Consider the following 23882-nt stretch of genomic DNA (forward strand, 5'->3'; position numbering starts at 1 on the left):
TTTAGTTTTTATTTGTGGCAACTTCTGGAAAAAGTTTATCTAGGATTTTAGGAGTGATAGCTTGGCCAGGACCTTCAGCACAGTAGGTGTGCATATACATCGAAGGGTTAAAGTTGAGCTCAATGCAGGTGCAATGAGGATTTTCCTTGCTAGCAGGTTGGGTTTTATCTGGAATAATGAGGTCAACCCCACAAGCCCAAGCGCCCATGCTAGTTGCCATAGCTGCAGCCAGTTCTTGGTAAGAGGAATCCATAGTCTCAGTGACATCAATAGAGTCACCACCCGTAGAAATGTTAGAGTTACGGCGTAGATTGACCTTTTTCCCTTCTGGGAGAATATCATCAGGTGCATAACCTTGCTGAGTTAACATTAATTGTTCGATATCTCCTAGCTCGATGATTTCAAGTGGTGAGCGGTGATCACGTCCTCGCAATGGATTGGCATTTTTCTGAGTGACCAATTCACGAATGGTGTGTTTTCCATCACCGACAACATTGGCAGCAACACGAAGGAGGACAGCCTCACAACGCCCATCCAAGATGAAGAAACGGTATTCGGTTCCTGGGATAAATTCTTCCACAAGAACAGCTGTATCTTCTGCAAAGGCAATTTCGAGGGCTTTCTTATAGTTCTCAAGGCTGGCAGGCTCTTGGAAAATGGAAATGCCCAGACCAAAGTTGGTTGATTTTGGTTTGACTACAATTTGCTTTTCCTTGATAAGAGGGTAGTAGGCAAGCCCTTGCTCCAGACTGGTAAATTCGTCGCCAGCGGGAACAGGGAAACCAGCATCAGCCAGGATTTTTTTGGTCACGGTTTTATTAGCCATGGCAAGAGGTACTACATAGTTGTCTTTTGAGGTCATGTTACCATTTTTGACGTACTCAACATGATCTTTATGCCAGAGTTTAAGGAACTGATCCTGCTCATCTAAAATCTCAAAATGAATCCCCTTTTGGATGGCATCAAAGAGCAACATCTGAGTGGAGAGTTCCATCTCTTCATAGCCCTTGAGAGCATAGTAGGCAGTCCAGTCGTAATCATGATAGGCAAGAGCTTTGTCAAGGGCAAAGTCAGCAAGGGACTTGTCTTTGATATGAGGCAGAAGTTGAGCAGCTAGTGTCTGGCTAGGATCAGCAAAGGCATCTTTGACTTGCTTGACTAAACCTTGATGATAATCACTAAGCCCAAAATGTTGCACCAGTTGGTCCAGAGCCGTCGTAATGTTTTGAGTTTCAGCTTCAGAAGGTAGAGGCTCTAAAGGATGAGAGAGGGCAACTTTTTCATTTAGCGCGTGACCTTGAGCTAGAGCCTGATCAACATTTTCAGGGGCATCCATCCAGAGGAAGGCTAGCAGAAGCAGATGTACGGTATCCATGGTAGTTTGGCTAATACCGATACGCTCAAAGGGGTTAAGGTCGAAGTTACGGAATTCCAGATAGGTGATTCCTTTGTCAAGGAAGGAACGATTAACCTTTTGTCCGCGGAAACGAACAGCCGAGTAAAATTCCTTCTCCGCAATCAAATCTCCTTGTTCGATATAGTTTTCGATGGCAGAGACATAATCTTCGAGGCTTGCAAAAGATACTCGGATTTCTTCCTTATTGACATAACCATGGTCACTGTTACGGAAGGAACGAACGAGTTCTGGCACTTCTTGGTCGAAGAAGCCTTGCTCAGCAACAGGTGCAGCACCAAAGAGATAGGTAATTACCCAACGGTAGCGCAAATAGTTCTGAGCCAGCTTAAGATAGAGGGCATTTTTGAAAGCAATCATATCAGTCTGGTCACTTTCTTTGAATAGGGCCTCAACCAAATCTTTCCCTAGTTCCATATTATAGTGGATACCTGAGATAGCTTGAAGTTTAGTTCCGTATTTTTCGGCCAAGTAGTTACGATAATGGCGTTCGAATTCATTTTCCAGTTGGGCGACTTGGATTTCTTGGGCCTTGATACGAGGTGGCATGGACAAGGGCCAGAGAAGTTCATCTTTACTGATGGAACGTCCAGCTACATCGGTAATGGCTCCAAGAAAACGACGGGCCTCAGTGGTAGATTTAGCAACTGGTGTGATGAGCTCCATTTGAAACTCGCAAAAGTCAGTCTGAATATGGGGGTGGAAACTTCGAGCTCCTAGGCAAGAAGGGTGAGGCGTATGTGCTAATTTTCCCTGTCTATTGACACGAAGACTTTCGCGTTCAATCCCAAAGTTTGCTTGAAGGATAGGGCTAGTAGGCTCTAGCTTTTGAAGCAGTTGATTTATAGTCATAGAGTCACCTTTTCATCTAATGTTAGTGTTAGTCTATTATAAATAGGGACAGAAAACAAATTTCTGCTACGTTTGGTAATGGTTTACGAACATTTATGATAAGTTTGTGAAAAATAAGCAGGTTTTAGAACTATTCTTTATCAAATGTTATAAAATACTTACAAATGTTAGTGAAATGATATTATGCTTGCAATTTTACTCAATTTAACCTATACTAGTGACATATATATGAGAACGAAAAAATCCCTAGGGTCTGCCCTCAGGGGCTTTTGTATGCTCTCAAAAAGGGTCTAGCCGTTCTTTTATAGATAAATGATAAGCATAAGACTGTTAGTTTTAAGCTTTGCTCTGCCCAACAGCGATGCTTTCGCCGTGATGATATTCCTATAACTGCAGAGCAGTTATAGGAAGCGGAGTTATCGAGACTTTGGCTCGATAACTAGTCATGGAACGACTGAGTCGGTCGCTGACGTCCGCCATCACTTAAGAAAGCATCAAAAAAGAAAAATTTCAAAAGAAAAAAGAATAAAAAACGGAGGTAATTATGTTTCAAACCCTGATCGCCCAGATAAAGGAATACAAGAAACCCTCAATCCTAGCGTCCCTCTTCATGACGCTAGAAGTTATGTTTGAGATTTCCATTCCCTTTGTCATGGCCAATCTTTTGGACAAAGGTGTCCAGCAATCTAACATGTCTAACATTTGGCTCTATGGTGGCCTAATGTTGGTCTGTGCCTTCCTGTCGCTTTTCTGTGGGATGCAGTCGGCACGCTATGCGGCCTTTGCCTCTGCTGGATTTGCCAAGAATCTACGTCAGGCCATTTTCAAAAAGGTTCAAACCTTCTCTTTTGAAAATATCGATAAGTTTTCAGCTGGTGGTTTGGTAACACGTATGATGACTGATGTTACTAACGTGCAGAACTCTTACCAGATGATTATCCGTGTCTGTGTACGTGCACCACTTAATCTGATTTTTGCCATTGCAGCAAGTTTCCTGATTAATGGCGAAATGGCTTGGATTTTCGTTGGTGTGACACTCTTCCTCGGTCTGGTTTTGGCCATTATTACCAAAATCGTATATCCTCTCTTTACTCAAGTGTTTGAGGCTTATGACAACCTCAATAACAGTATCAAGGAAAACATCACCAACATGCGTGTGGTGAAATCCTATGTTAAAGAGCAGGAAGAGACTGACAAATTCAAGAAGGCCTCACGTCGTATTTACAAGATGTTCATGCGTGCCATTCGTGTGGTTGTCATGTCTAACCCAGCCATGATGTTGTCTATGTATGCATCCTTCCTCATGATTTCTTGGTTTGGTGCCCATCTTATCGTTGGAGGTAGCCTGACTACTGGGGAATTGACTTCCATGTTCAGCTACACCATGACCATTCTCATGTCACTCATGATGTTTATGATGATCTTTGTCATGTTGTCTATCTCTATGGCCTCTGTAGAGCGTATCAATGAAGTTCTCAACACTGATTCAACCATTGTTTCACCTGAAAATGGCTTGACAGAAGTCATAGATGGTTCTATCAGCTTTGATCATGTGGATTTCTCATATACTGATGAAAATGGTGATAAGACCCATGTCCTCAAAGATATCACACTTGATATTAAGTCTGGTGAGGTTATCGGTATTCTTGGTGGAACAGGTTCTGGGAAATCAAGTTTGGTTCAGTTGATTCCTCGTCTTTACGATGTGGAAGCTGGTCAAGTTAAGGTTGCTGGCCACGATGTTAAGGATTATGATTTGGATAGCTTGCGTAAGCAAGTTGCTATGGTGCTACAAACCAACGTCCTTTTCTCAGGGACCATTAAGGAAAATATGCGTTGGGGAAATAAACAGGCGACAGATGAAGAAATCATTGAAGCTTGTAAGATTGCCCAAGCTGATGAATTTATCCAAGAGTTTAAGGATGGCTATGACACCAAGATTGAACGTGGTGGAGCCAATGTCTCAGGAGGACAACGTCAACGTCTTTGTATTGCACGTGCCCTTCTCATGAATCCAAAAATCTTGATTCTTGATGATTCGACATCGGCAGTTGATACTAAGACAGATAGTTTGATTCGTCAAGGTTTTGCGTCAAGCCTAAAGGAAACAACTAAGATTATCATCGGACAACGTATTTCATCTATCCAAGATGCAGACCGCATCGTTGTTATGGATGACGGCCGTATCGATGCTATTGGTACCCACGATGAATTGGTGGCTAACAATGCCATTTATCGTGACGTCTACAAGATGCAAACACAAGGGAAAGGAGTAGCAGATGCAGAATAAGAAAAAAGCTAATTGGGGCTCTCTAGCACGTCTTCTACGCTTTTTGTGGCAAGACTACAAACTTTCGCTTTCTATCGCCTTTGTCCTCATTGTGGTCGCTTCTTTGGCAACGGTCAATTTGACGGCTTCTATTCAGTCCTTGGTTGACGTTTATGTTCAACCCATGCTCAAATCTGGTAGCCACGATTTTAGACCGCTTTTACGTTTCTTGACTTCGGTGGGTGTTTTCTGTCTTATCGGTGTGATTGCCAACTATGTGTCATCACTCCTCATGGCGACGATTTCGCAAGATTCTCTGCGTTCCCTTCGTAATCAGCTCTTTGCTCGTATGCAAAAGCTGCCCGTTCGTTACTTTGATACTCACCAACACGGTGACATCATGTCTATCTACACCAACGACATCGATGCCCTTCGTCAGGCCATTGAACAATCCATTCCACAGTTGCTACAAACAGCCATTACCCTTATCGGTGTGACAGTAACCATGCTTACCGTGAGTCCTCTCCTTTTTATCGTGGTTCTGGTCGTGGTAGGTATCATGTTTATGGTTATTAAAAATGTATCCGCTAAATCAGGCCGTTACTTCGGTGAACAACAAAAGAATCTGGGGATTGAAAATGGCTTCATCGAGGAAATGATGTCAGGTCAAAAGGTGGTCAAGGCCTTTGTCCACGAAGAAGAAAGCATGGCTGATTTTGACAAGATTAACGAGCAACTCTTTGAATCTTCTTACTTGGCTAACCGCTATGCCAATGTTCTCATGCCAATTCTTGGGAACTTAGGAAATGTTTCCTTTGTTTTGACCGCCTTGGTCGGTGGACTCTTTGCCCTTAATGGCGTCGGTGGTTTGACTATCGGTGGTCTCATGGCCTTCCTACAATTGAACCGTTCCTTCAACGGACCTATTACTCAGGTCTCTCAACAACTTAACTTTGTCCTTATGGCGCTTGCTGGTGCTGACCGTATCTTTGACCTCTTGGATGAGCCAGAAGAAGTAGACCAAGGTAAGGTCACTCTGGTCAACTACGAATTGGTAGACGGTCAAATGGTTGTGACAGACAAGAAAACCAATCTCTGGGCTTGGAAACACCCACGTCCAAATGGCGACTACGAATTGGTCGAGTTGGTCGGAAATGTGGTCTTCCAAGACGTTGATTTCTCTTACGATGGTAAGAAACAAATCCTTCATGACGTTAATCTATACGCAGACAAGGGGCAAAAGGTTGCCTTTGTTGGTGCGACGGGTGCAGGTAAGACAACGATTACTAACTTGGTTAATCGTTTCTACGACATCCAATCTGGTGTGATTACCTATGATGGTATTGATGTCAAGCTGATTGAAAAAGATTCTCTTCGTCGATCACTTGGTATCGTGCTTCAAGATACCCATCTCTTCACGGGAACTATCGCTGAAAATATTGCCTATGGTCGTGCCGATGCGACACGCGAGGAAATCCTTGAAGCTGCCCGTATTGCTAATGTGGATTCCTTTGTGCAACATTTGGACAATGGTTATGACACTGTTCTTACAGATGATGGCGCAGGCTTGTCTAATGGACAACGTCAGCTGATTGCAATTGCGCGTGCTGCCCTTGCCAATGCACCGGTTCTTATCCTTGATGAGGCGACTTCCTCTATTGACTCTCGTACTGAAAAAATGGTACAAGAGGGGATGGACCGACTTATGGAAGGACGTACGGTCTTCGTTATCGCCCACCGTCTTTCAACCATCGTTAATTCTGATGTTATCATGGTTATGGATCATGGACGTATCATTGAACGTGGTGATCATGATGCCCTTATGGAACAAGGTGGTACCTACTACCGACTCTATACTGGTGGTCTTGAAATTGATTAACATTAAAAGAACTCAGGTTTTGCCTGAGTTCTTTGCATATGAAGAAAAGGTTTCTTTTGAGAATTTTCTTATAAAAACGACAGATTTAATGTCTTAAATCTCAACTTCTTCTAAACCGAGTGAGTCTAGTCGATAGATCTTTTGGCAGACTTGTCTGAGATAGTTGACATCATGTGATACTGTAAGAATTACACCTGGATAGTTCTCAAAGAGCTGTCGGACTTGGGGTTGTGAGGTGGGTAAAAAATTTTGGTTGCTTCATCTAAGATTAGGAGCTGAGGGCTTTCTAAGACTATATGCAGTAGGAGCAGTTTTCCTTTTTGCCCACCAGATAGGTCAGCGATTGAAGGCACTGCATCCATAAAATGAGACACAAAAAAAGCATATTCAGTAGAAACTAAGCTAGCCTGTATCGAATGGTTTCATTCTGTTCTCAACTCTGAAACCTTCCATCTCTATAATTGAAGAAACTTAACTATAGTATAATAGATATTGTTAAAAATGACATCATATTTTATAATGAAGCTAGAATTCAACAAAAATTAAATGACCAGTCTCCTGTAGAGTACAGAAAACTGGTCGCATAAGAGGTTTTTCTTGTCCCATTATTGGGGTGCAGTGCCAGTAGTGGGGCTCTTTTGTGTCTATTGAAAGATGATCTTCACTTACATTAAAGTATTAGATAAAGAATAAAATAAAAGAGATTAGACCAATTATTTTACTTTGGGATTGTTATTAGTTTAAATTTCAAGAGAATATTTTTACAAATGTTAGAGTCTTTGTAGTTATTTACATGAAAAGGTTTTAGATGTTTTCATGAAAGAAAAGTATGGTCGCTAAACAATTATTTATATTGATTAAAAATTAGAGAAAATACTTGCCTAAACATTAAAAAAAGGATATGATAGACCTCTGAAGAAGGTTAATAGATGCATAAAGTGCGTGTTTATCCGATAATATCTTTATTTTTGACGTGCCTTCGAGGTACAATGATTAACAAATAGGAAGTTTATGAATGAAACAAGCAAATCATGTTGTTGAAAAAGTGACAAAATACGCTATTCGTAAATTGTCAGTTGGTGTTGGACCAGTTGCTATTGGAACATTCTTCATAGCAGGTGGTCTTTTCGTGTCTAAGCCAGTTTCGGCGGATCAGGTTACTACGGATCCATCGGTACATCTGGCTTATGTTACTGAAAATGAATTGACAGCCGAAGAGCAGAAGCAAGTGGTTCATGCTATTCCAAAGGCATATCAAAATGATGATACTTTTTATCTGGTCTATAAACGTAAGGGAGATAGTCAAGCTACTCTGCCTAAGACAGGCAGTTCTGACTGGGCGGCAACAGGGTTAGGACTGACGACAGCAACTTTGGCTGTGCTCCTATTTTCAAAAAAATATCGCAAAAAGAGTATTGGATTGGTCTTGATTGGAGCAGCTGGGCAAAGCTTACTTATCCCTCTTGAGGTTCTTGCTTTGCAAAATAAAGAGTTGCAGGCTTATAATCAGAATCTAGCTGTCTCAGATGAGGCGGACCTAGCTAAAGGTGTTATTACCATTGATGGTTATGAGTATGTCGGTTATTTGCGTTACTCATCTAAGCCTGAGCTTGAACAACCTTTGGAGAATACTTTGAAAGGACTTGAGCCATCAAGAGAAGATAGAAACACAGCAAGCCGGTATGAAATAGATAAAGAAATAAGTTGGGGAAAAGGAACTCAGGAAGCCGGTCACGCAGGTGAATCCTTTGTTCAACCTGCCAATCTAGAGTACACTGACTCAATCAGTGCTAATGGCACGCAAGAATCAGGTCATGAAGGCGAATCCCTTGTTCAACCAGCAGTCCCAGAGAACACTGTCCCAGAGTACACTGGATCGATCAGTACCGATGGCACGCAAGAATCCGGTCACGAAGGCGAATCTCTAGTTCAACCAGCAACCCCAGAGTACACAGGTCCAATTAGTGATAACGAAACACAAGAATCCGGTCATGAAGGCGAATCTCTAGTTCAACCAGCAACACCAGAGTATACAGGTCCAATTAGTGCCAATGGTACGCAAGAATCCGGTCACGAAGGTGAGGCAGCTGTTCAACCTGCTAACCCAGACTATACAGGTAAACTGGAAGCCAAGGGTACACAGGAATCCGGTCACAAAGGTGAGGCAGCTGTTCAACCTGCTAACCCAGACTATACAGGCAAACTAGAAGCTAAGGGTACACAAGAATCAGGTCATGAAGGTGAGGCTATTGTCCAAGCTGAGAATCCTGTTTATACCCCAGTTGTCGGAAGTATCACAGAGACTGAAACGCAAGCCATTGATTATCCTATCGAAGTTATTACTGATGATAACAAATATGTGGATGAAGAAGTTGTTGATCAAGAGGGCCAAAAAGGTAGCCAAGAAATCCATAAAGTTTACCAAACCATTGATGGTGTTAAGATTGGTGAGCCGACTATTGTGTCAGGTAAGGTTATTGAGGTGCCACAACCTAGAAAAATCCGTCGTGGCAGCAAGCCTCTAGATGGGACAACGACTGAAGAGTCTATTGTAGAGCTTCCATTTAAAGAAATTGTCCAAGAAGATGATACACTTGAGAAAGGCGTTGTGCAGGTTGTCCAAGAAGGACAAAAAGGACAAAATAAAATTACCAAGATTTATAAGACCTTTAAGGGAAGTAAGACTGCTGAAGAACCAACTGTTACTGAAACAGTGCTAGTTCCTGCCCAAGATCGTATCGTTCGCAAAGGTACTAAGATATCTGAAAAACCAGTTCTTACACTGACACAGGTTGACAAGGATGACTTGAGTCGCAGTGCTAAACTTAGCTACAACTTGACTAATCCAGGTTCAGCAGCTATCACGACTATTAAGGCGGTCCTCAAGCAAGATGGACAGGTTATTCAAACGCTTGATATTCCTAGCACGACCTTGACTGCTGACTTAACCAACTTAGCCTATTACAAGCCTTATACCCTTACGACAACCATGACCTTTGATCGTGGCAACGGTGAGGAGAGTCAGGTTTTGGCAGACCAAACTATCCAACTGGATCTCAAGAAGGTTGAGCTTAAAGATTTTACACGTACAGATTTGATCAAGTATGATAATCAAACAGAGGTGGACGAGACTCGCCTGACAGCTGTGCCTCAGGATCTGACGAATTACTACTTGAAGCTGACTTCTGCGGATCAGAAGACCACTTACTTGGCAGTGAAAGCCATCGAAGAAACAACAGTTGGTGGCAAGGCGGTTTATAAGGTAACTGCAGAAGCGGATAATTTGGTGCAACGTGATGCCCAAAACCATTTTGCGAAGACTTATAGCTATTACATTGAGAAACCTCAGGCTAGCCAAGCCAATGTTTACTATGATTTTGCTGAGTTGGTCAATGCCATTCAGGCTAATCCATCAGGTGAGTTTAGACTTGGTCAAAGCATGAGTGCTCGCCACGTCGTTCCAAATGGCAAGTCATATATCACGACTGAGTTTACTGGTAAGTTGCTCAGTGATGGTGACAAACGCTTTGCCATCTATGATTTAGAGCATCCATTGTTTAATGTCATCAATGGCGGAACGATCAAGAATATCAACTTTGAAAATGTAGACATCAATCGCCCTGATCAAAATCAAATCGCGACGGTTGGATTTAACCTTAAAAACAAGGGTCTGATTGAAGATGTTAAGGTGACTGGTTCAGTCACTGGTAACAATGACGTGGCAGGTATCGTCAATAAGATTGATGAAGATGGCAAGGTTGAGAATGTCGCCTTTATTGGTAAGATTAACTCTGTCGGTAATAACTCGACAGTTGGTGGGATTGCTGGTTCAAACTACATGGGATTCGTCAACAGAGCCTATGTGGATGCGACTATTACAGCTAATAATGCCAATGCAAGTATGTTGGTGCCATTTGTCACTTACATGCTCAACAGTTGGAAGTCAGGAACTAAGGCCAAGGTGACCAATTCAGTAGCCAAGGGTGTTCTTGATGTCAAGAACACACGAAATGTCGGTGGTATTGTCGCTAAGACATGGCCATACGGTGCTGTTCAAGACAACGTGACCTATGCCAAGGTTATCAAAGGTCAAGAGATTTTTGCTTCTAATGATGTCAATGATGAAGATGGTGGGCCTCAGATCAAGGACCTCTTTGGTGTTGTTGGTTACAGCTCGGCCGAAGATGGTACGGGTAAAGATACCAAGAGTCCTAAAAAACTCAAACATTTGACTAAGGAAGAAGCCGACAAGCGTGTTGAAGGTTACAAGATTACAGCTGATACATTTGTCAGCGAGCCTTACGCGTTGAATACCCTTAACAACGTTTCTAGTCAAGCAGATTTTGCCAATATTCAAGATTATAATCCAGAATACAAGCAGGCTTACAAGAATATTGAGAAATTCCAGCCATTCTATAACAAGGATTATATTGTCTACCAAGCCAACAAACTGGCTAAGGACCACAACTTGAACACCAAAGAAGTGCTCTCAGTGACACCAATGAAGGATAGTAATTTTGTCACTGACCTAAGCTCTGCTAATAAGATTATTGTCCACTATGCTGATGGTACCAAAGACTACTTCAAGCTTTCAGATAGTTCTGAAGGATTGAGCAACGTTAAGGAGTATACTGTTACTGATTTGGGTATCAAGTACATTCCAAATATCGTTCAAAAAGATCACTCGAGCCTTATCAATGGGATTGTTGATATCCTGAAACCAATTGAGTTGCAGTCTGACCCAATTTACCAAAAACTTGGTCGTACAGGTCAAAATAAGGTTAATGCTATCAAGAACCTCTTCTTGGAAGAAAGCTTTGACGCTGTTAAAACTAATTTGACGAACCTTGTGACTAAGTTGGTTCAAAATGAAGACCACCAGCTTAACCAATCATCTGCTGCCCAACAAATGATTCTTGACAAGGTCGAGAAAAATAAAGCAGCCCTCTTGCTAGGCTTGACCTACTTGAATCGTTATTACGGTGTGAAGTTTGATGATGTTAACATCAAAGAAATCATGCTCTTCAAACCAGATTTCTATGGTAAAAATGTGGATGTCCTTGACCGTTTGATTGAGATTGGCTCTAAAGAAAATAATATCAGTGGTTTAAGAACCTACGATGCTTTCGGTGAAGTTCTCGCTAAGAGTACCCTTTCTAGTGATCTTACCGACTTCCTCAACTACAACCGAAAACTCTTTACGACTATCGACAATATGAATGATTGGTTCATCGATGCTGCTAAGGATAAAGTCTACGTTGTAGAGAAGGCATCTCAAAATGAAGGTGTTGGCGAGCACAAGTATCGTGTTTATGACAATCTTAGTCGTGGTCTCCACCGCAAGATGATTTTGCCTTTGTTGAACCTTGATAAGACAGAGATGTTCCTGATTTCTACTTATGACACCATGTCTTATGGAACAGCTAACAAGTACAACACAACCCTAGAGAAGTTGAAACCTGAGATTGATCTAGCCGCCCAACGTCAAATCAACTACCTTGATTTCTGGCAAAGATTGGCTGCAGATAATGTCAAAAACAAATTGTTCAAAGACATTGTCAATCCAATCTGGGAAGGTTTCTATGTCTGGGGTCATGGTTGGCCAGGTTGGCCAGAGCGCTACGGCCAATTCAAGAACAGTACGGAAGTCTATGCGCCAATCCGTGAAATCTATGGACCAGTCGGTGAGTACTACGGCGATAATGGAGCTTTGGCTGGTGCCTATGCTGCCATCTACGACAATCCATACGACAATCGTGCTAAGGTTACTTACGTCATGTCTAACATGATTAGCGAGTACGGTGCTTCAGCCTTTACGCATGAAACGACTCATCTCAATGACCGTATTGCCTACTTTGGAGGTTTTGGTCGTCGTGAAGGAACAGACGTTGAAGCCTATGCCCAAGGAATGTTGCAATCACCGGCTACTCAGGGGCATCAAGGTGAATACGGCGCCTTAGGACTTAACATGGCATTTGAAAGAGCAAATGACGGTAATCAGTGGTACAACACTAATCCAAACAAGTTGAACTCACGTGAAGCCATCGACCGTTACATGAAGGGCTACAATGATACTCTCATGCTTCTTGACTCACTTGAAGGGGAAGCAGTCCTCAGTCAAGGAAATCAAGAGCTCAATAACGCATGGTTCAAGAAGGTAGATAAACAGTTACGAGGTAATAGTAAAAATCAATACGACCAGGTTCGTTCTCTAAGTGATAGTGAAAAGGCTATTAACTTGACCTCTATTGATGACCTTGTAGATAATAACTTTATGACCAATCGTGGTCCTGGGAATGGTGTCTATAAACCAGATGATTTCTCTTCTGCCTATGTCAATGTCCCTATGATGTCTGCTATTTATGGTGGTAATACCAGTGAGGGATCTCCAGGAGCTATGTCCTTCAAGCATAACACCTTCAGACTCTGGGGTTACTATGGCTATGAAAAAGGCTTCCTAGGTTATGCTACTAACAAATATAAACAAGAAGCAAAAGCGGCTGGTAAGGCCACTCTTGGAGACGACTTTATCATTAGCAAGATTTCTGATGGTCAGTTCAACTCACTAGAAGCCTTCAAGAAGGCCTACTTCAAAGAAGTGAAAGACAAAGCGTCACATGGTTTGACGACAGTTGCAATTGACGGCACAACAATAAGCTCTTATAATGATTTATTAGCCTTGTTTAAAGCTGCAGTAGCAAAAGATGCTGCAAGTATTAAAACAGATAATAAGGGTAATAAATCTGTGTCAACAAGTCATACGACGAAACTCAAAGAAGCTGTCTATAAGAAACTCCTACAAGAGACAGATAGTTTCACAAGTTCTATTTTCAAATAATAGATGAAAGAATTTCCTTTGGCGAAAATGAACTGCACCCTAAAAGTTAGACAGAAAAGATCTAACTTTTGGGGTGCTTTTATTATGAAATTGACTTATGAAGATAAAATTCAAATATATAAATTGAGGAATCGTGGTTTTGTAGTGAACTATAAGAAGGTGCAACGTCTTATGAAAGTACTTGGTTTAACCGCTAGAATTCGTCGTAAACGGAAATATTCTTCATATCAAGGAGAGGTTGGTATGAAAGCAGATAATCTCATTCAACGCCAGTTTGAAGCATTAAAACCAATGGGAAAGTGCAACAAAGATGTGACCGAGTTTAATATTCCAAGTAGCTAACAGGGGTAGTTATATCAACACCGTATTCTCATCGCATTTTATAGTGGGTAAGGGGATTCAGCCTTCCATGTCCCGTAAAGGGAACAGCCCATACAACGGTATGATAGAGTCTTTCTTTGGCATTCTTAAGTCTGAGATGTTTTATGGTTATGATAAGACGTTTAAGTCGCTTAATCAATTGAAACCAGCTATTGTAGACTATTTTGATTATTACAACAACAAACGAATTGATGCAAAACTAAAACTTTCTAGCCAAGGAACATATCACCAAACGTGGGAATCCCTATGCCAGAAAAATCTTGTTCAAGTGCATTCACAACATCGCTTCAGCTAGTCATACCAATCCCTGCCATATCGCTGATTTTTATGAGAAACGAAAAAGACAATCGACAATAGCTTCAACTAAGCCACATACGATTGCCTCTATACATCGTCTCATTAGAACAATGTATTATCTCATAACGCATAACAAACTTTACGATTATACTTCTACCCAAAATCGGTAAAATTGTTTATGCCATATTATTGTAACGCCTTATCAAAAAAATCACCAGATAAGGTGTTGGTTTGGTGTACACTTTTTACACTAAACTTTAGTTCAAAAAAAGACAATTTCCTTAGTTTGACTATGGAACTCAAACTATTTTTCATCAAATACCTTGATATACTTGACAAATGGTAGCAAAGGACTCAATCCTGTGCAATACTGAACTAAATCCTTTACTTAAATTAATTGTCTAATTTTTTGGGGTCAGTACAGGATAGCTCGGGAGAGATTTTTTGGTCTTTTTAGATAAAAAGTGGGAAAACTATCAAAGCTTGTGAAACTTTTAAGCAGTATTTAGCGTGATAAGGTACAATAGAGTAAGACAAAATGAATGAGGAGACTGTCATGAAGTTTTTACATACGTCAGATTGGCATGTAGGACGAACCCTCAATGGCTGGTCTTTGTTGGAAGAGCAGGAGTGGGCTTTTCAACAAATTGTGGATTTGGCTGTTAGGGAAAAAGTGGATGGGGTCATCATTGCTGGGGACCTCTATGATCGTGCAGTGCCTCCTGTGGATGCGATTAAGCTTTTTAATAAGACCTTGGCACGTTTGGTCTTAGAGGAGCAGATTCCTGTCTATGCCATCAGTGGTAATCACGATGGGGCTGAACGCTTGCATTTTGGCCGAGACTTTTTTCAACCTCAGGGCCTTCATTTAAGCACACGTTTGGAGGAGGCTTTTGAGCCTATTGAGTTAGAGGATTGCCAGATTTTCCTGCTTCCCTTTATCGACCCTATTGATGCTCGTATTTACTATAAGGATGATGAGGAAAAGGAAATTCAAGGGATTGGTGATGCCTTGGCCTACATTCTTGAGGATATGGAAAAAGCTTTTGATTATGACAAGGCCCATGTCTTGGTGACGCATTTTGCGGTTTCTAAGAAAGATGACCAGGATGGTCAAAGTCTACGTGACCTGATGTTGTCTGAAACCAGCAATACGGTAGGTGGTCTTACCAATGTGACCAGTGACCTTTTCAAGGCTTTCGATTATGTGGCCTTGGGGCATATCCATACCCGCTTTGCTAGTCCGACCAAGTGTGTGCAATATTCAGGTAGCCCAGTCGCCTTTAATGTCAAAGAAGCAAAACGTAAGGAAGAGAAGGGTGTCTATATTGTTGAATTGGATGCGTCTAGTGATTTGTCTCAGACTTTCCATCCTCTAGAGGTCAGACGGCCGATTTTGACCTTGCAGGCGCCTTTTGAAACCTTGATGTCACCTGAATTTTATAAGGAACAGCCTTGTCAAAAGGCTTGGTTTGCCTTTGATATTCAACTGTCCAGTCGTAAGGAATTAGAGGGTATCAATGTGCGTGCCCGTCTGGAAGAAATTTATGGGACAGATATTGTAGAAATCACTTTCAGTCGTTTGGGTGATGTCAGAGAAGAAAACGTGACTGTTGATCAGCACTTAAAAGATTTGGAAATGCAGTCGCCACAGGAAATTGTTTCTGATTTTTACCAGACAGTGACTGGGGGCGACGTCTTGTCTGAGAGACAGGCTGCCCTTGTGGAAAGTATTTTTGAGGAGATTGAGAGGAGTGGACAATGAGACCAGTTCAGTTAGAATTGACTAATTTTGGACCTTATCGTAAGGAAGTCATCAATTTCACCCAATTTGACCATGCTCCCCTCTTTTTGATTGGTGGGGACACGGGGGCTGGCAAGAGTACGCTTTTTGACGCCATGACAGTGGCCTTGTTTGCGACAACTAGTGGTGACCGCAATGTCGAGGAGATGCGGTCGACCTTTGCTGGTCCAGAGGATGATTTGACCAAGGTGACTTTTTATTTCCAACAAGGCAGGCATCTTTATCGCATTGAGCGTGTGCTCCAGCAGGAGAGGGCCAAGCGAGGCGGTGGTACGACCATGCAAAAAGCAACGGCTTCTCTAGTCATTGTGGATAAGATTGGTGGTCAAGAAATTGAAAAACTTGGGGATAAAATCAAGGAAGTGAGTGACCAGATTGAGCAGATTTTGGGCCTCAATGCTGAGCAGTTCAAACAGATTATCCTCCTTCCTCAAAATGATTTTAGCCGTTTCTTGAAAGAAGATTCTAAGACTAAGACTCAAATTTTGAAGAAAATCTTTGGAACAGGTATTTTTGACCGTTTTCAAAAGAGTTTGGAAGAGCGTCTGCGTCAGAGCAACAAGGATATGGAAAAGCGTCAGGCTCAGCTAGATGGTCATTTTGCCAGTCAGGCTTGGTCTGAGGAAGAATTAGCCGTCTTGGAGCAAACGCCAGCCTCTGAAAAATTGACACGTCTTGAAGAGCTTCTGATTCAGCGTCAAGAAAATCTTGAAGAGCAGAAAAGCATTTTGAAGGATGCCCATGAGGATTTGGCACAACTGCAGAAGAGTTTGCAAACTGCACAAGATGTAGCAAAGATTTTCCAAGACGTGGAGCAAGCCAAGGAGCGTTACCGTCTAGAAATTGAGGAAGGGGTTCAGGAACAGGCAGAAGCGAAATCGCATCTGGAGGAATTACAGTTCGCTCAAGGTCTGCAGGAGACCATTCGAACCTTGAAGCAATATCAGAAACAGTTGATACAATTAGAGCAGGATCTTGAAATTGCTCAAGAAGCATTAAGTGCTAAGCAGCAGGCATTTGAGGATGTTAAGGCTCAAAAAGAGGAACTTGCAGCTCAATCTGAGGATTTTCTTCAGAAAGAAGGGAAACTGGAAGCGTGGAAAGAGGACATTATCTATGCCCAGGGTCTTGCTCAAGAACAGGAAAAAATCAAACGGTCGAGTGCTAACTACAAGCAGTTGGAAGCAACCTATCAGAAGGCTTCAAAAGAGATCGAGACTCTTAACCAGTCTCTGTCAGATTTGGAAGCTAATCGTCTTAGTTTAGAGAGTCTGCATGAGGCTGAAAAACTCCTTCAGTCTGTAGGCTACAGTGTGGATAAGCAACTGGCTCAGGATCTAAAAGAATTAGAGGGCTTGAATCAGGAGTTGACAAAGACCGAAAAACGTCATCAAACGCTATCTTTTGATATTGACCAAGCCCAAGAAATTCTCAAAGAATTGGAAGAGGAGTTAAGAAGGACTTTGGCTTCACGCCGTCAACTCATGATTGCCCAATTGCAAGCAGAGTTAGAAGAGGGACAGCCTTGTATGGTTTGTGGTGCCCTGGAACACCCTAACATTGGTGGAACACAAGCTGATGAAGTGGCTTTGAAAAATCTCATGGATCAGGTGGAGAAGCTTCAAGTTCAAAAGGAAAAGCAAGTCGCTACTTTGTCAAATCGTCAGGCTACCTTGAGCGAAGTTGAATCTAAACGTCAAGATTTGCTTGATCAAGTGACTAAAGTCAAGGTAACTCTTGAAAAGCACTATCAAGAATTAGAAGAGCAGGTTAAGGGACGGTTTGATTTTGATTTTTCGGAAGACTATGAAACTGACCGTGGGCAAGCCTTGTTGAGTGCTGTTGGGAAGCATTATCAAGAGTTCCAAAAACGCTATGATAAGGAAGAGGATGATTATGTCCGATATCAGGATGAGATAGGTAAAGCTCAGGAAAAATTGACAAAATTGGCTAAAACCTATCAAGAGGCCAAGGCAGCGCTTGACCAAGCTAAGGAACGCCTAAGGGATTTACAAGAAGCTCATCCGGAGCTTGAGTCTGTTGAGGTTTATCAAAATCGTATTGCACATGCTAAGCAGGAATTGGCTCTTTATGAGAAGCAGGTCAAGGAGAATGGTGAGGCCTATAACCAACTTCATGCCGATATTAGAGAAATCAAAGGGCGGCTTGAGAGTATAACTAAGTCTAAAGAGAAGTTAGAACAAGACGTTAAGCGATTATCTGCTGAATTAGAGCAAAGTATCAAGGTTGAAGGGACCCTCACCAATGACTTAGAGCAGGTCGAACTCTGGCTTCTTGAAGTAAATAATCAAGCTATTCCTATGCTTCAAGCCAAATTAACGACTTATGCAACTCTCAAACAAGAGTTACAGGCGCAGATTTGTAAGGGACAAGAGCTTCTCCAAAATCAAGCGCAACCAGATCTAGATAGTCTAGCGCAAGCAGTACAGGCTTGTCAGGAAAGCTATGACAAGCAGCTCGCTCAGGTTTCTGTCATGAAGAAGGGCCTTAAGGATGCGACGGCTACTTACCAAGCGGCTAAAACCCTTCAAGACAGCAACCAAGAGGCTTTTAAGGCCCACCAAGAACTCAGTGATTTGGCCAAGGTGGTTAAGGGAGAAAATACGGCTCTGACTGGTCGTCTTAATCTGGAAGTCTATGTTATCCGTCAGTATTTCCAACAAATCTTGGATTATGCCAATGCCAACTACATCGGTCTCTTAACGGATAACCGCTATTCCTTTGTCTTGAGCGAGGAAGGTCGCAGGGCGCGTGATCACTTTGGTTTGGACATTAACGTCTATGACCAGCTGACAGGTAGCGAGCGTTCCGTCAAATCCTTGTCAGGTGGTGAAACCTTTATCGCCGCACTGGCTATTGCTCTATCTCTCTCAGAAGTGGTGCAAAATACCAGCAAGGGGGCTGTTATTGAAGCTCTCTTCATCGATGAAGGATTTGGATCACTGGATAAGGAAGCCCTGACCAAGGCCATCGCTGTTCTGGAACAAATCGGTGAAAACCGAATGGTCGGTGTCATCAGTCACGTGGACGATATGAAAGAAGGCATCGCCCAACAACTAGCTATCATCAAGTCTCATGATGGCAGTAGCCGTATTAAGATTGTGGATAAAGGGTGAGATAAGTTAGGGTGTTAAGAACTCTCGTCAAAACATTTTAATCGTTCTAAGAAATAGTTTCTCATCGGAGTTATCTCTTCTTCTATCTACATATTTCAATTTTCCTAACTATCAGTTTTTTTCTGAAAATAGAAGGAAATTAGTTTAACCTCTTATGAAAATGTTAATTTATTAGAAAATTAAGCGATGCTATGCTATAATTTAGTATAGTTGTGTCTCTATAAAATCAAGGAAAAAGTGTATAGAATGTGTTTACAGTCTTGATATCTTATAAAAGTTTGAGACAGGAAAATGCACTAGCTAGAAAAAAGAAGAAAAAATGACAGAAAAAATTTCCGTAATTATTCCCGTTTACAATGTAGAAAATCAACTCCAGACCTGTCTAGACAGTGTCTTGGGTCAGACCTATCAAAATATTGAAATCATCCTTATCAATTATGGCTCAATAGACAATAGTGATGACATTTGCCGTAGTTATGCTGCTAGGGACTCTCGTATCCTCTATTTTAAAAAGAATAATGGAGGGCTTTCAGATGCTCGCCATATTGGTATTCGTCAGTCTAAGGGAGCTTACGTAACCTATGTGGATGCTGAGGATTGGGTAGAGTCAACCTATCTAGAGGAGCTTTATAAGGCACTTCAAGTTCACAAGGCAGATATCGCAGTAGCTAATTACAGTGTTTATAAGGAATCGGAAGATCTCTTTTATTTTTATATCAAGGATGAAGATTATTACGAACAGGTCTATTCACCCGCTCAGATTATTGATGGACTCTTTGAAGAAAGCAATAACATCAATATTGCTCTGATTTCAGCCACTGGAAAACTCTACAAACGTTCCTTGTTTAATGACTTACTTTTCCCAAAAGAGCATGCAGGAGAAGATGGTTTTTTCAACCTTAAGGCCTATCTCATGAGTGAGCGTACGGTTTATCTCAATAAGGGACTTTATGTTTACCGTGAGAGTCCAGAGATGCCATCGGCGACTTGGATGCAAGATTGGATGATGACTTTGGTTTATGCTATGGAGGAACGCTTGGCTATTGTTGCTAGCCATGGTTTCTCTCTGGAAAAATACATGGTTACCTATCGTCAGATGCTAGAGACCTGCTTGAAAAATGTGGAAGAACTAGGTCTCACAGATTCTGAAGCCTATCGCTCAATTCAGGAAAAATTCCAAGTTTTGAGCTTGGCTCCTCGACGTTATGAGACTAAAAAGCATGCTATTGTCCTAGCAGCTAACTATGCCTATGTTGACCAAGTGCTTACGACCATAAAATCTATCGTTTTCCATCATCGCAATATTCGTTTTTACTTGATTAACGATGATTTCTCTCAAGAGTGGTTTAGGGGGCTCAACCGTCATCTAGCTGCTTTTGGTAGTGAAGTGATTAACTGTCGTGTAGATAGCAGTCATATCAAGCAATACAAGACCAATAGTAACTATGCTAGCTATTTACGCTATTTTGTGACGGACTTTGTATCTGAAGAGAGAGCTCTTTATTTGGATAGTGACATGGTGGTTACTGGTTCGCTAGAAGACCTCTTTACCCTTGATTTGCAAGGCCGTTCTTTGGCTGCTGTACGTGACTATGCTATTCAAGTTCAGAATCGTCAGATGATGTTTGATGCAGATTTCATGGTGATTGATATGACCTATTGGAAGCAATACAACATGAGAAACCACTTGATTGACATGACCAGCGAATGGCATGACAAGGTACCATTTGCCGAGCAGTCAATTCTTAATATGGTTTTTTGTAACAACTGGTTGGCTTTGTCTTTTGACAACAACTACGCTGTGACCAAGTCTAGTCTAGTTGGCTACCATCTGCCAAATGGTCAAGACTATCCAAAGGTTCTACACTATGATTCACACCGTAAGCCCTGGTTACCTTTGGCTTGCCAAGCTTATCGTGAGGTTTGGTGGTTCTATGCCCAAATGGATTGGTCAGAAGTAGCTGGAAATGCTTCCTTACTGCCACTTTCAGAGGACATGCTTTATCCTAAGGGCCGTCCATTTACATGTTTAGTTTACACCAACATTTCAGAAATCCCTCATTTGACAGATCTAATCTCGGCTCTTCCTAAGGTACAATTTAAAATTGCCTCACGCCAGCATGTGTCAGACAAATTGGCCCAATTGATTACCTATCCAAATGTGACGGTTTACTCAGCCATTGCGGGCTTAAATGGGCTAGATTTGGAATTGGTGCGTACTAGTGACCTGCTTTTGGATATCAATCCAGGCAGAAAAGTAGTGGAAATTCTTGATGCCTTTAGGTTTGAAAACAAACCGATTTTAGGGTTTGAGGACCTCAAGTCAACCAAGCATAACCAACAGACCTACTCAAGAGATCGTTGGAAAGAAATGGCTGAGACCATCCGCCAGATGCGTAAGAAGAGCCTGTAATCCTTTATTTGGATAAGTGGTCTGAAATTTAGTTTATGTCTCATTTCTAACGAAAAATATCAGTCTGTCTATAGGGCAGGAAGTAGGAGTAACAGTGAAAAAAATTGGTCAATCGATAATCACAAAACGTGTGTTATGGACCGTCTTTTTCCTCTTTATTTATTGTTTGGGAAATCGCTTGGTTCTACCGTTTGTGGATTTGAAAAATGCAAATATCTTTGGGGGAGCCATGGCTTCCTTGGGTTTCTCTAGTGCCATGATGGGTGGGAACCTCAGCTCTATGTCTCTTTTTTCAGTAGGCTTGTCACCCTGGATGTCAGCAATGATTCTCTGGCAGATGTTTTCTTTTTCTAAGAAAATGGGCTTAAAAAATCTTCCCGTCGAGATTCAGGATCGTAGACGAATGTACTTAGCTCTAGCAATTGCACTTGTCCAATCTCTGGCAGTGTCCTTGAACCTACCTATCGTTTCTGGGGTTAATGCCGGTCTCGTCGTTTTCATGAATACCATTTTATTGATTGCTGGGACCTTTCTCTTGGTTTGGTTATCAGACCTTAACTCTCTCCTTGGAATTGGAGGCTCCATTGTTATCTTGATGGCAAGTATGATGGCCAATCTGCCTTATCAAATCATGGATAGCGTTGAAAAGCTAGGTATTGGTTGGGAGGTTTTGTTTCCTCTGATTCTGTTCAGTTTGATTTTCCTCTATGTTTCAGGGGTTGTGCAGAGGGCTAGGTATCGTATCCCAATCAATAAAATCAATATTCATAACCGCTTCAAACAATATTCTTACTTGGATATTATGTTGACCCCAGCCGGAGGGATACCTTTCATGTATGCCATGTCACTAGTCAGCATTCCACAGTATGTCTTTATGCTGATTCAATTTATCCATCCTGAAAACAAGTGGATCAGTGGTGCCATCAAGGCCTTGACGGTCGGTCAACCTCTTTGGTTGGCTGTTTATCTGGTCATGCTCTTCCTAAGACAGGTGAGGAAAACTCATCATTATCAATGGTATTTGGTGCTTTGGCATCTGCAACAGGTCTTGCTTTTCTTGCTAAACGTAAGACAGATGAAGAACGTGAGGACTATTAGTAGTTTAGTATTGCAAAAGATATAACAATACTCAGAAAAGCACAAAAAACACCTCTATGTTAGATAACAATCTAGCTATGAGGTGTTTTTTATTTGGGAATGTTGAGGTGGTAGACATTTCTTACTGTATGTCCCATGCTCCAAAGGCTGTTAAAGAAGTAGCAACTTACGTTGTTGATAACTTTTCAGATGCCGTTACACATTTGGAAAACTTGTTAGATTTATGATGTTAACATTCAATATCTAGAATGAAAGTAGATTGGAACTAAGTCCTAATCTACTTTTTGTTATAACTTGATTGAAGTTGAATAGCTTAGATTTAAAAGAAGATATGGTGGAAAAACATTTCGATAAGAACGGTGACACAGCTTCATCTGTTGATAGCATAACTAACATTGAGATGAGGGTAAAGTCTCTAAATACAAGAGGCCAATTAATCTCTCAAATGAGGAAAAAGCAAACAAAGGTAAGATTGAGGAAACTATCAATATCTCAGACTTCATCGTATCGTTAACGGGTCTAGGACTTGGCCGTAACGGATGTAAGAAGAATAAAAAGGTCACAAAGGTCAAACAAGGAAAATAATTAAAAAACCTGAAACACTCAGGCATGCCCAGACAGAAAGAAAATCTCAAGTTGCATAGAGCACTTAGATTTTTTTGTTAATGAATTGTCTTAAGGTTACGGAAATTACTAAATATGATAAAAGTATGAAAGGACTTTACTTACTTTTACAGCACACATTCGCTTGTGGTAACATCACTTCTATACTACAATATAGGAGAAGAAGCAATAAGAGGAGAATGCCATGCCGACAGAATATGAAAAAATGATAGCAGGTGATTTTTATAAACCTAGCGATCCTGAATTACGTGCTTTAGCAGCTAAATCTAGAGAAAAGCAAATGGCCTTTAATGCTGAACCTGACCGTCTCAAGAGGGCAGAGATTGTCAAATCTTGGTTTGGTTCGACTGGTGACAACCTTGCCATGAATCCTCAGTTCGTTACGGATTACGGTGTAAATATCTATCTGGGTGAAAATTTTTACTCCAACTGGAATTTGACCATGCTGGATATTTGTCCCATCACTATTGGTGACAATGCCATGATTGGTCCCAATTGTCAGTTTTTAACACCGCTTCATCCGCTTGATCCAACTGAGCGTAATTCAGTCATTGAATATGGAGCACCAATTACCATTGGCGATAATTTCTGGGCTGGTGGAGGTGTAACCATCCTCCCAGGCGTGACTTTAGGGGATAACGTAGTAGCTGGAGCAGGAGCCGTTGTGACCAAGTCTTTTGGCGACAACGTGGTTCTTGGTGGAAATCCAGCGCGTGTGATTAAGGAAATTCCTGTAAAGAAAGACTAAATGAAGTAACTCAAGAATTCTAGATACTTGAGTTTTTCTATTTTTTGAAAGAATCTATTGACTTTAGTTGATAATTCTTCTATACTATTAATTGTTAGTTAGCTAACAATATAATTAAGGAGTAATTT

Annotated in this window: 11 protein-coding genes and 4 pseudogenes; 13 read left to right on the forward strand and 2 right to left on the reverse strand. The window is 41.5% G+C overall.

What is annotated here, in order from left to right; translation table 11 throughout:
• Window position 1: 1 nt before the first annotated feature.
• Complete coding sequence (gene gshAB, locus RDY04_RS02230) at window positions 2–2266, reverse strand: bifunctional glutamate--cysteine ligase GshA/glutathione synthetase GshB (RefSeq protein WP_303951687.1); 2265 nt, start codon at window positions 2264–2266, stop codon at window positions 2–4.
• Between the two features lie 544 nt (window positions 2267–2810).
• Between gshAB and RDY04_RS02235 the strand changes: the two genes are divergently transcribed.
• Both RDY04_RS02235 and RDY04_RS02240 read left to right on the forward strand, forming a co-directional pair.
• The gene (locus RDY04_RS02235; RefSeq protein ID WP_303950381.1) at window positions 2811–4556 is read left to right on the forward strand and encodes an ABC transporter ATP-binding protein; all 1746 of its coding nucleotides are present in this window, start codon (window positions 2811–2813) and stop codon (window positions 4554–4556) included.
• Complete coding sequence (locus RDY04_RS02240) at window positions 4546–6414, forward strand: ABC transporter ATP-binding protein (protein ID WP_303950382.1); 1869 nt, start codon at window positions 4546–4548, stop codon at window positions 6412–6414. The genes RDY04_RS02235 and RDY04_RS02240 overlap by 11 nt, the downstream gene beginning before the upstream one ends.
• A 93-nt stretch (window positions 6415–6507) precedes the next feature.
• On the opposite strand, the pseudogene RDY04_RS02245 reads toward RDY04_RS02240, so the two are convergent.
• Window positions 6508–6758, reverse strand: a pseudogene (locus tag RDY04_RS02245) (ABC transporter ATP-binding protein); the annotation flags it as partial.
• A gap of 117 nt (window positions 6759–6875) precedes the next feature.
• Here RDY04_RS02245 and RDY04_RS09545 point away from each other — a divergent pair.
• From RDY04_RS09545 to RDY04_RS02290, 11 genes and pseudogenes are all read left to right on the forward strand, one after another.
• Window positions 6876–7001: an IS3 family transposase gene (locus RDY04_RS09545; RefSeq protein ID WP_369683899.1), complete on the forward strand. Its 126-nt coding sequence runs from the start codon at window positions 6876–6878 to the stop codon at window positions 6999–7001.
• A gap of 428 nt (window positions 7002–7429) precedes the next feature.
• Entirely contained in the window at window positions 7430–13252 is a 5823-nt protein-coding gene (locus RDY04_RS02250) for a ZmpA/ZmpB/ZmpC family metallo-endopeptidase (protein ID WP_308000820.1), read from the forward strand.
• 120 nt (window positions 13253–13372) lie between these two features.
• Window positions 13373–13928: pseudogene (locus RDY04_RS02255) on the forward strand (IS3 family transposase); the annotation flags it as partial.
• A pseudogene (locus tag RDY04_RS09550) lies at window positions 13837–14100 on the forward strand (IS110 family transposase); the annotation flags it as partial. The pseudogenes RDY04_RS02255 and RDY04_RS09550, both read left to right, overlap by 92 nt.
• A 386-nt stretch (window positions 14101–14486) precedes the next feature.
• Entirely contained in the window at window positions 14487–15695 is a 1209-nt protein-coding gene (locus RDY04_RS02260; RefSeq protein WP_303950386.1) for an exonuclease SbcCD subunit D, read from the forward strand.
• Window positions 15692–18871 (forward strand): SMC family ATPase, encoded by a 3180-nt coding sequence (locus RDY04_RS02265; RefSeq protein WP_303950387.1) that lies wholly within the window; start codon window positions 15692–15694, stop codon window positions 18869–18871. The genes RDY04_RS02260 and RDY04_RS02265 overlap by 4 nt, the downstream gene beginning before the upstream one ends.
• Before the next feature lie 319 nt (window positions 18872–19190).
• Window positions 19191–21284, forward strand: a complete 2094-nt coding sequence (locus RDY04_RS02270; RefSeq protein ID WP_303950389.1) for a glycosyltransferase — start codon at window positions 19191–19193, stop codon at window positions 21282–21284.
• A 94-nt stretch (window positions 21285–21378) separates the two neighbouring features.
• Window positions 21379–22269: pseudogene (secY2, locus tag RDY04_RS02275) on the forward strand (accessory Sec system protein translocase subunit SecY2); the annotation flags it as partial.
• A gap of 29 nt (window positions 22270–22298) precedes the next feature.
• A complete protein-coding gene (locus RDY04_RS02280) occupies window positions 22299–22382 on the forward strand; it encodes a hypothetical protein (protein WP_303950643.1) in 84 nt (27 codons plus the stop codon).
• A 77-nt stretch (window positions 22383–22459) separates the two neighbouring features.
• Window positions 22460–22609, forward strand: a complete 150-nt coding sequence (locus tag RDY04_RS02285; protein WP_303950392.1) for a hypothetical protein — start codon at window positions 22460–22462, stop codon at window positions 22607–22609.
• A gap of 581 nt (window positions 22610–23190) precedes the next feature.
• On the forward strand, window positions 23191–23754 hold the full coding sequence (locus RDY04_RS02290; protein WP_303950394.1) for a sugar O-acetyltransferase: 564 nt from the start codon (window positions 23191–23193) through the stop codon (window positions 23752–23754).
• The last annotated feature ends 128 nt before the right edge of the window (window positions 23755–23882 follow it).

It is taken from the genome of uncultured Streptococcus sp., assembly GCF_902463925.1.
In the GTDB taxonomy this organism is placed as follows: Bacteria; Bacillota; Bacilli; order Lactobacillales; family Streptococcaceae; genus Streptococcus.

Coding starts and splice junctions, on each gene's coding strand:
- gshAB (WP_303951687.1), bottom strand. CDS start 2,266: ATGACTATAAATCAACTGCTTCAAAAGCTAGAGCCTACTAGCCCTATC.
- RDY04_RS02235 (WP_303950381.1), top strand. CDS start 2,811: ATGTTTCAAACCCTGATCGCCCAGATAAAGGAATACAAGAAACCCTCA.
- RDY04_RS02240 (WP_303950382.1), top strand. CDS start 4,546: ATGCAGAATAAGAAAAAAGCTAATTGGGGCTCTCTAGCACGTCTTCTA.
- RDY04_RS02250 (WP_308000820.1), top strand. CDS start 7,430: ATGAAACAAGCAAATCATGTTGTTGAAAAAGTGACAAAATACGCTATT.
- RDY04_RS02260 (WP_303950386.1), top strand. CDS start 14,487: ATGAAGTTTTTACATACGTCAGATTGGCATGTAGGACGAACCCTCAAT.
- RDY04_RS02265 (WP_303950387.1), top strand. CDS start 15,692: ATGAGACCAGTTCAGTTAGAATTGACTAATTTTGGACCTTATCGTAAG.
- RDY04_RS02270 (WP_303950389.1), top strand. CDS start 19,191: ATGACAGAAAAAATTTCCGTAATTATTCCCGTTTACAATGTAGAAAAT.
- RDY04_RS02280 (WP_303950643.1), top strand. CDS start 22,299: ATGGTATTTGGTGCTTTGGCATCTGCAACAGGTCTTGCTTTTCTTGCT.
- RDY04_RS02285 (WP_303950392.1), top strand. CDS start 22,460: ATGAGGTGTTTTTTATTTGGGAATGTTGAGGTGGTAGACATTTCTTAC.
- RDY04_RS02290 (WP_303950394.1), top strand. CDS start 23,191: ATGCCGACAGAATATGAAAAAATGATAGCAGGTGATTTTTATAAACCT.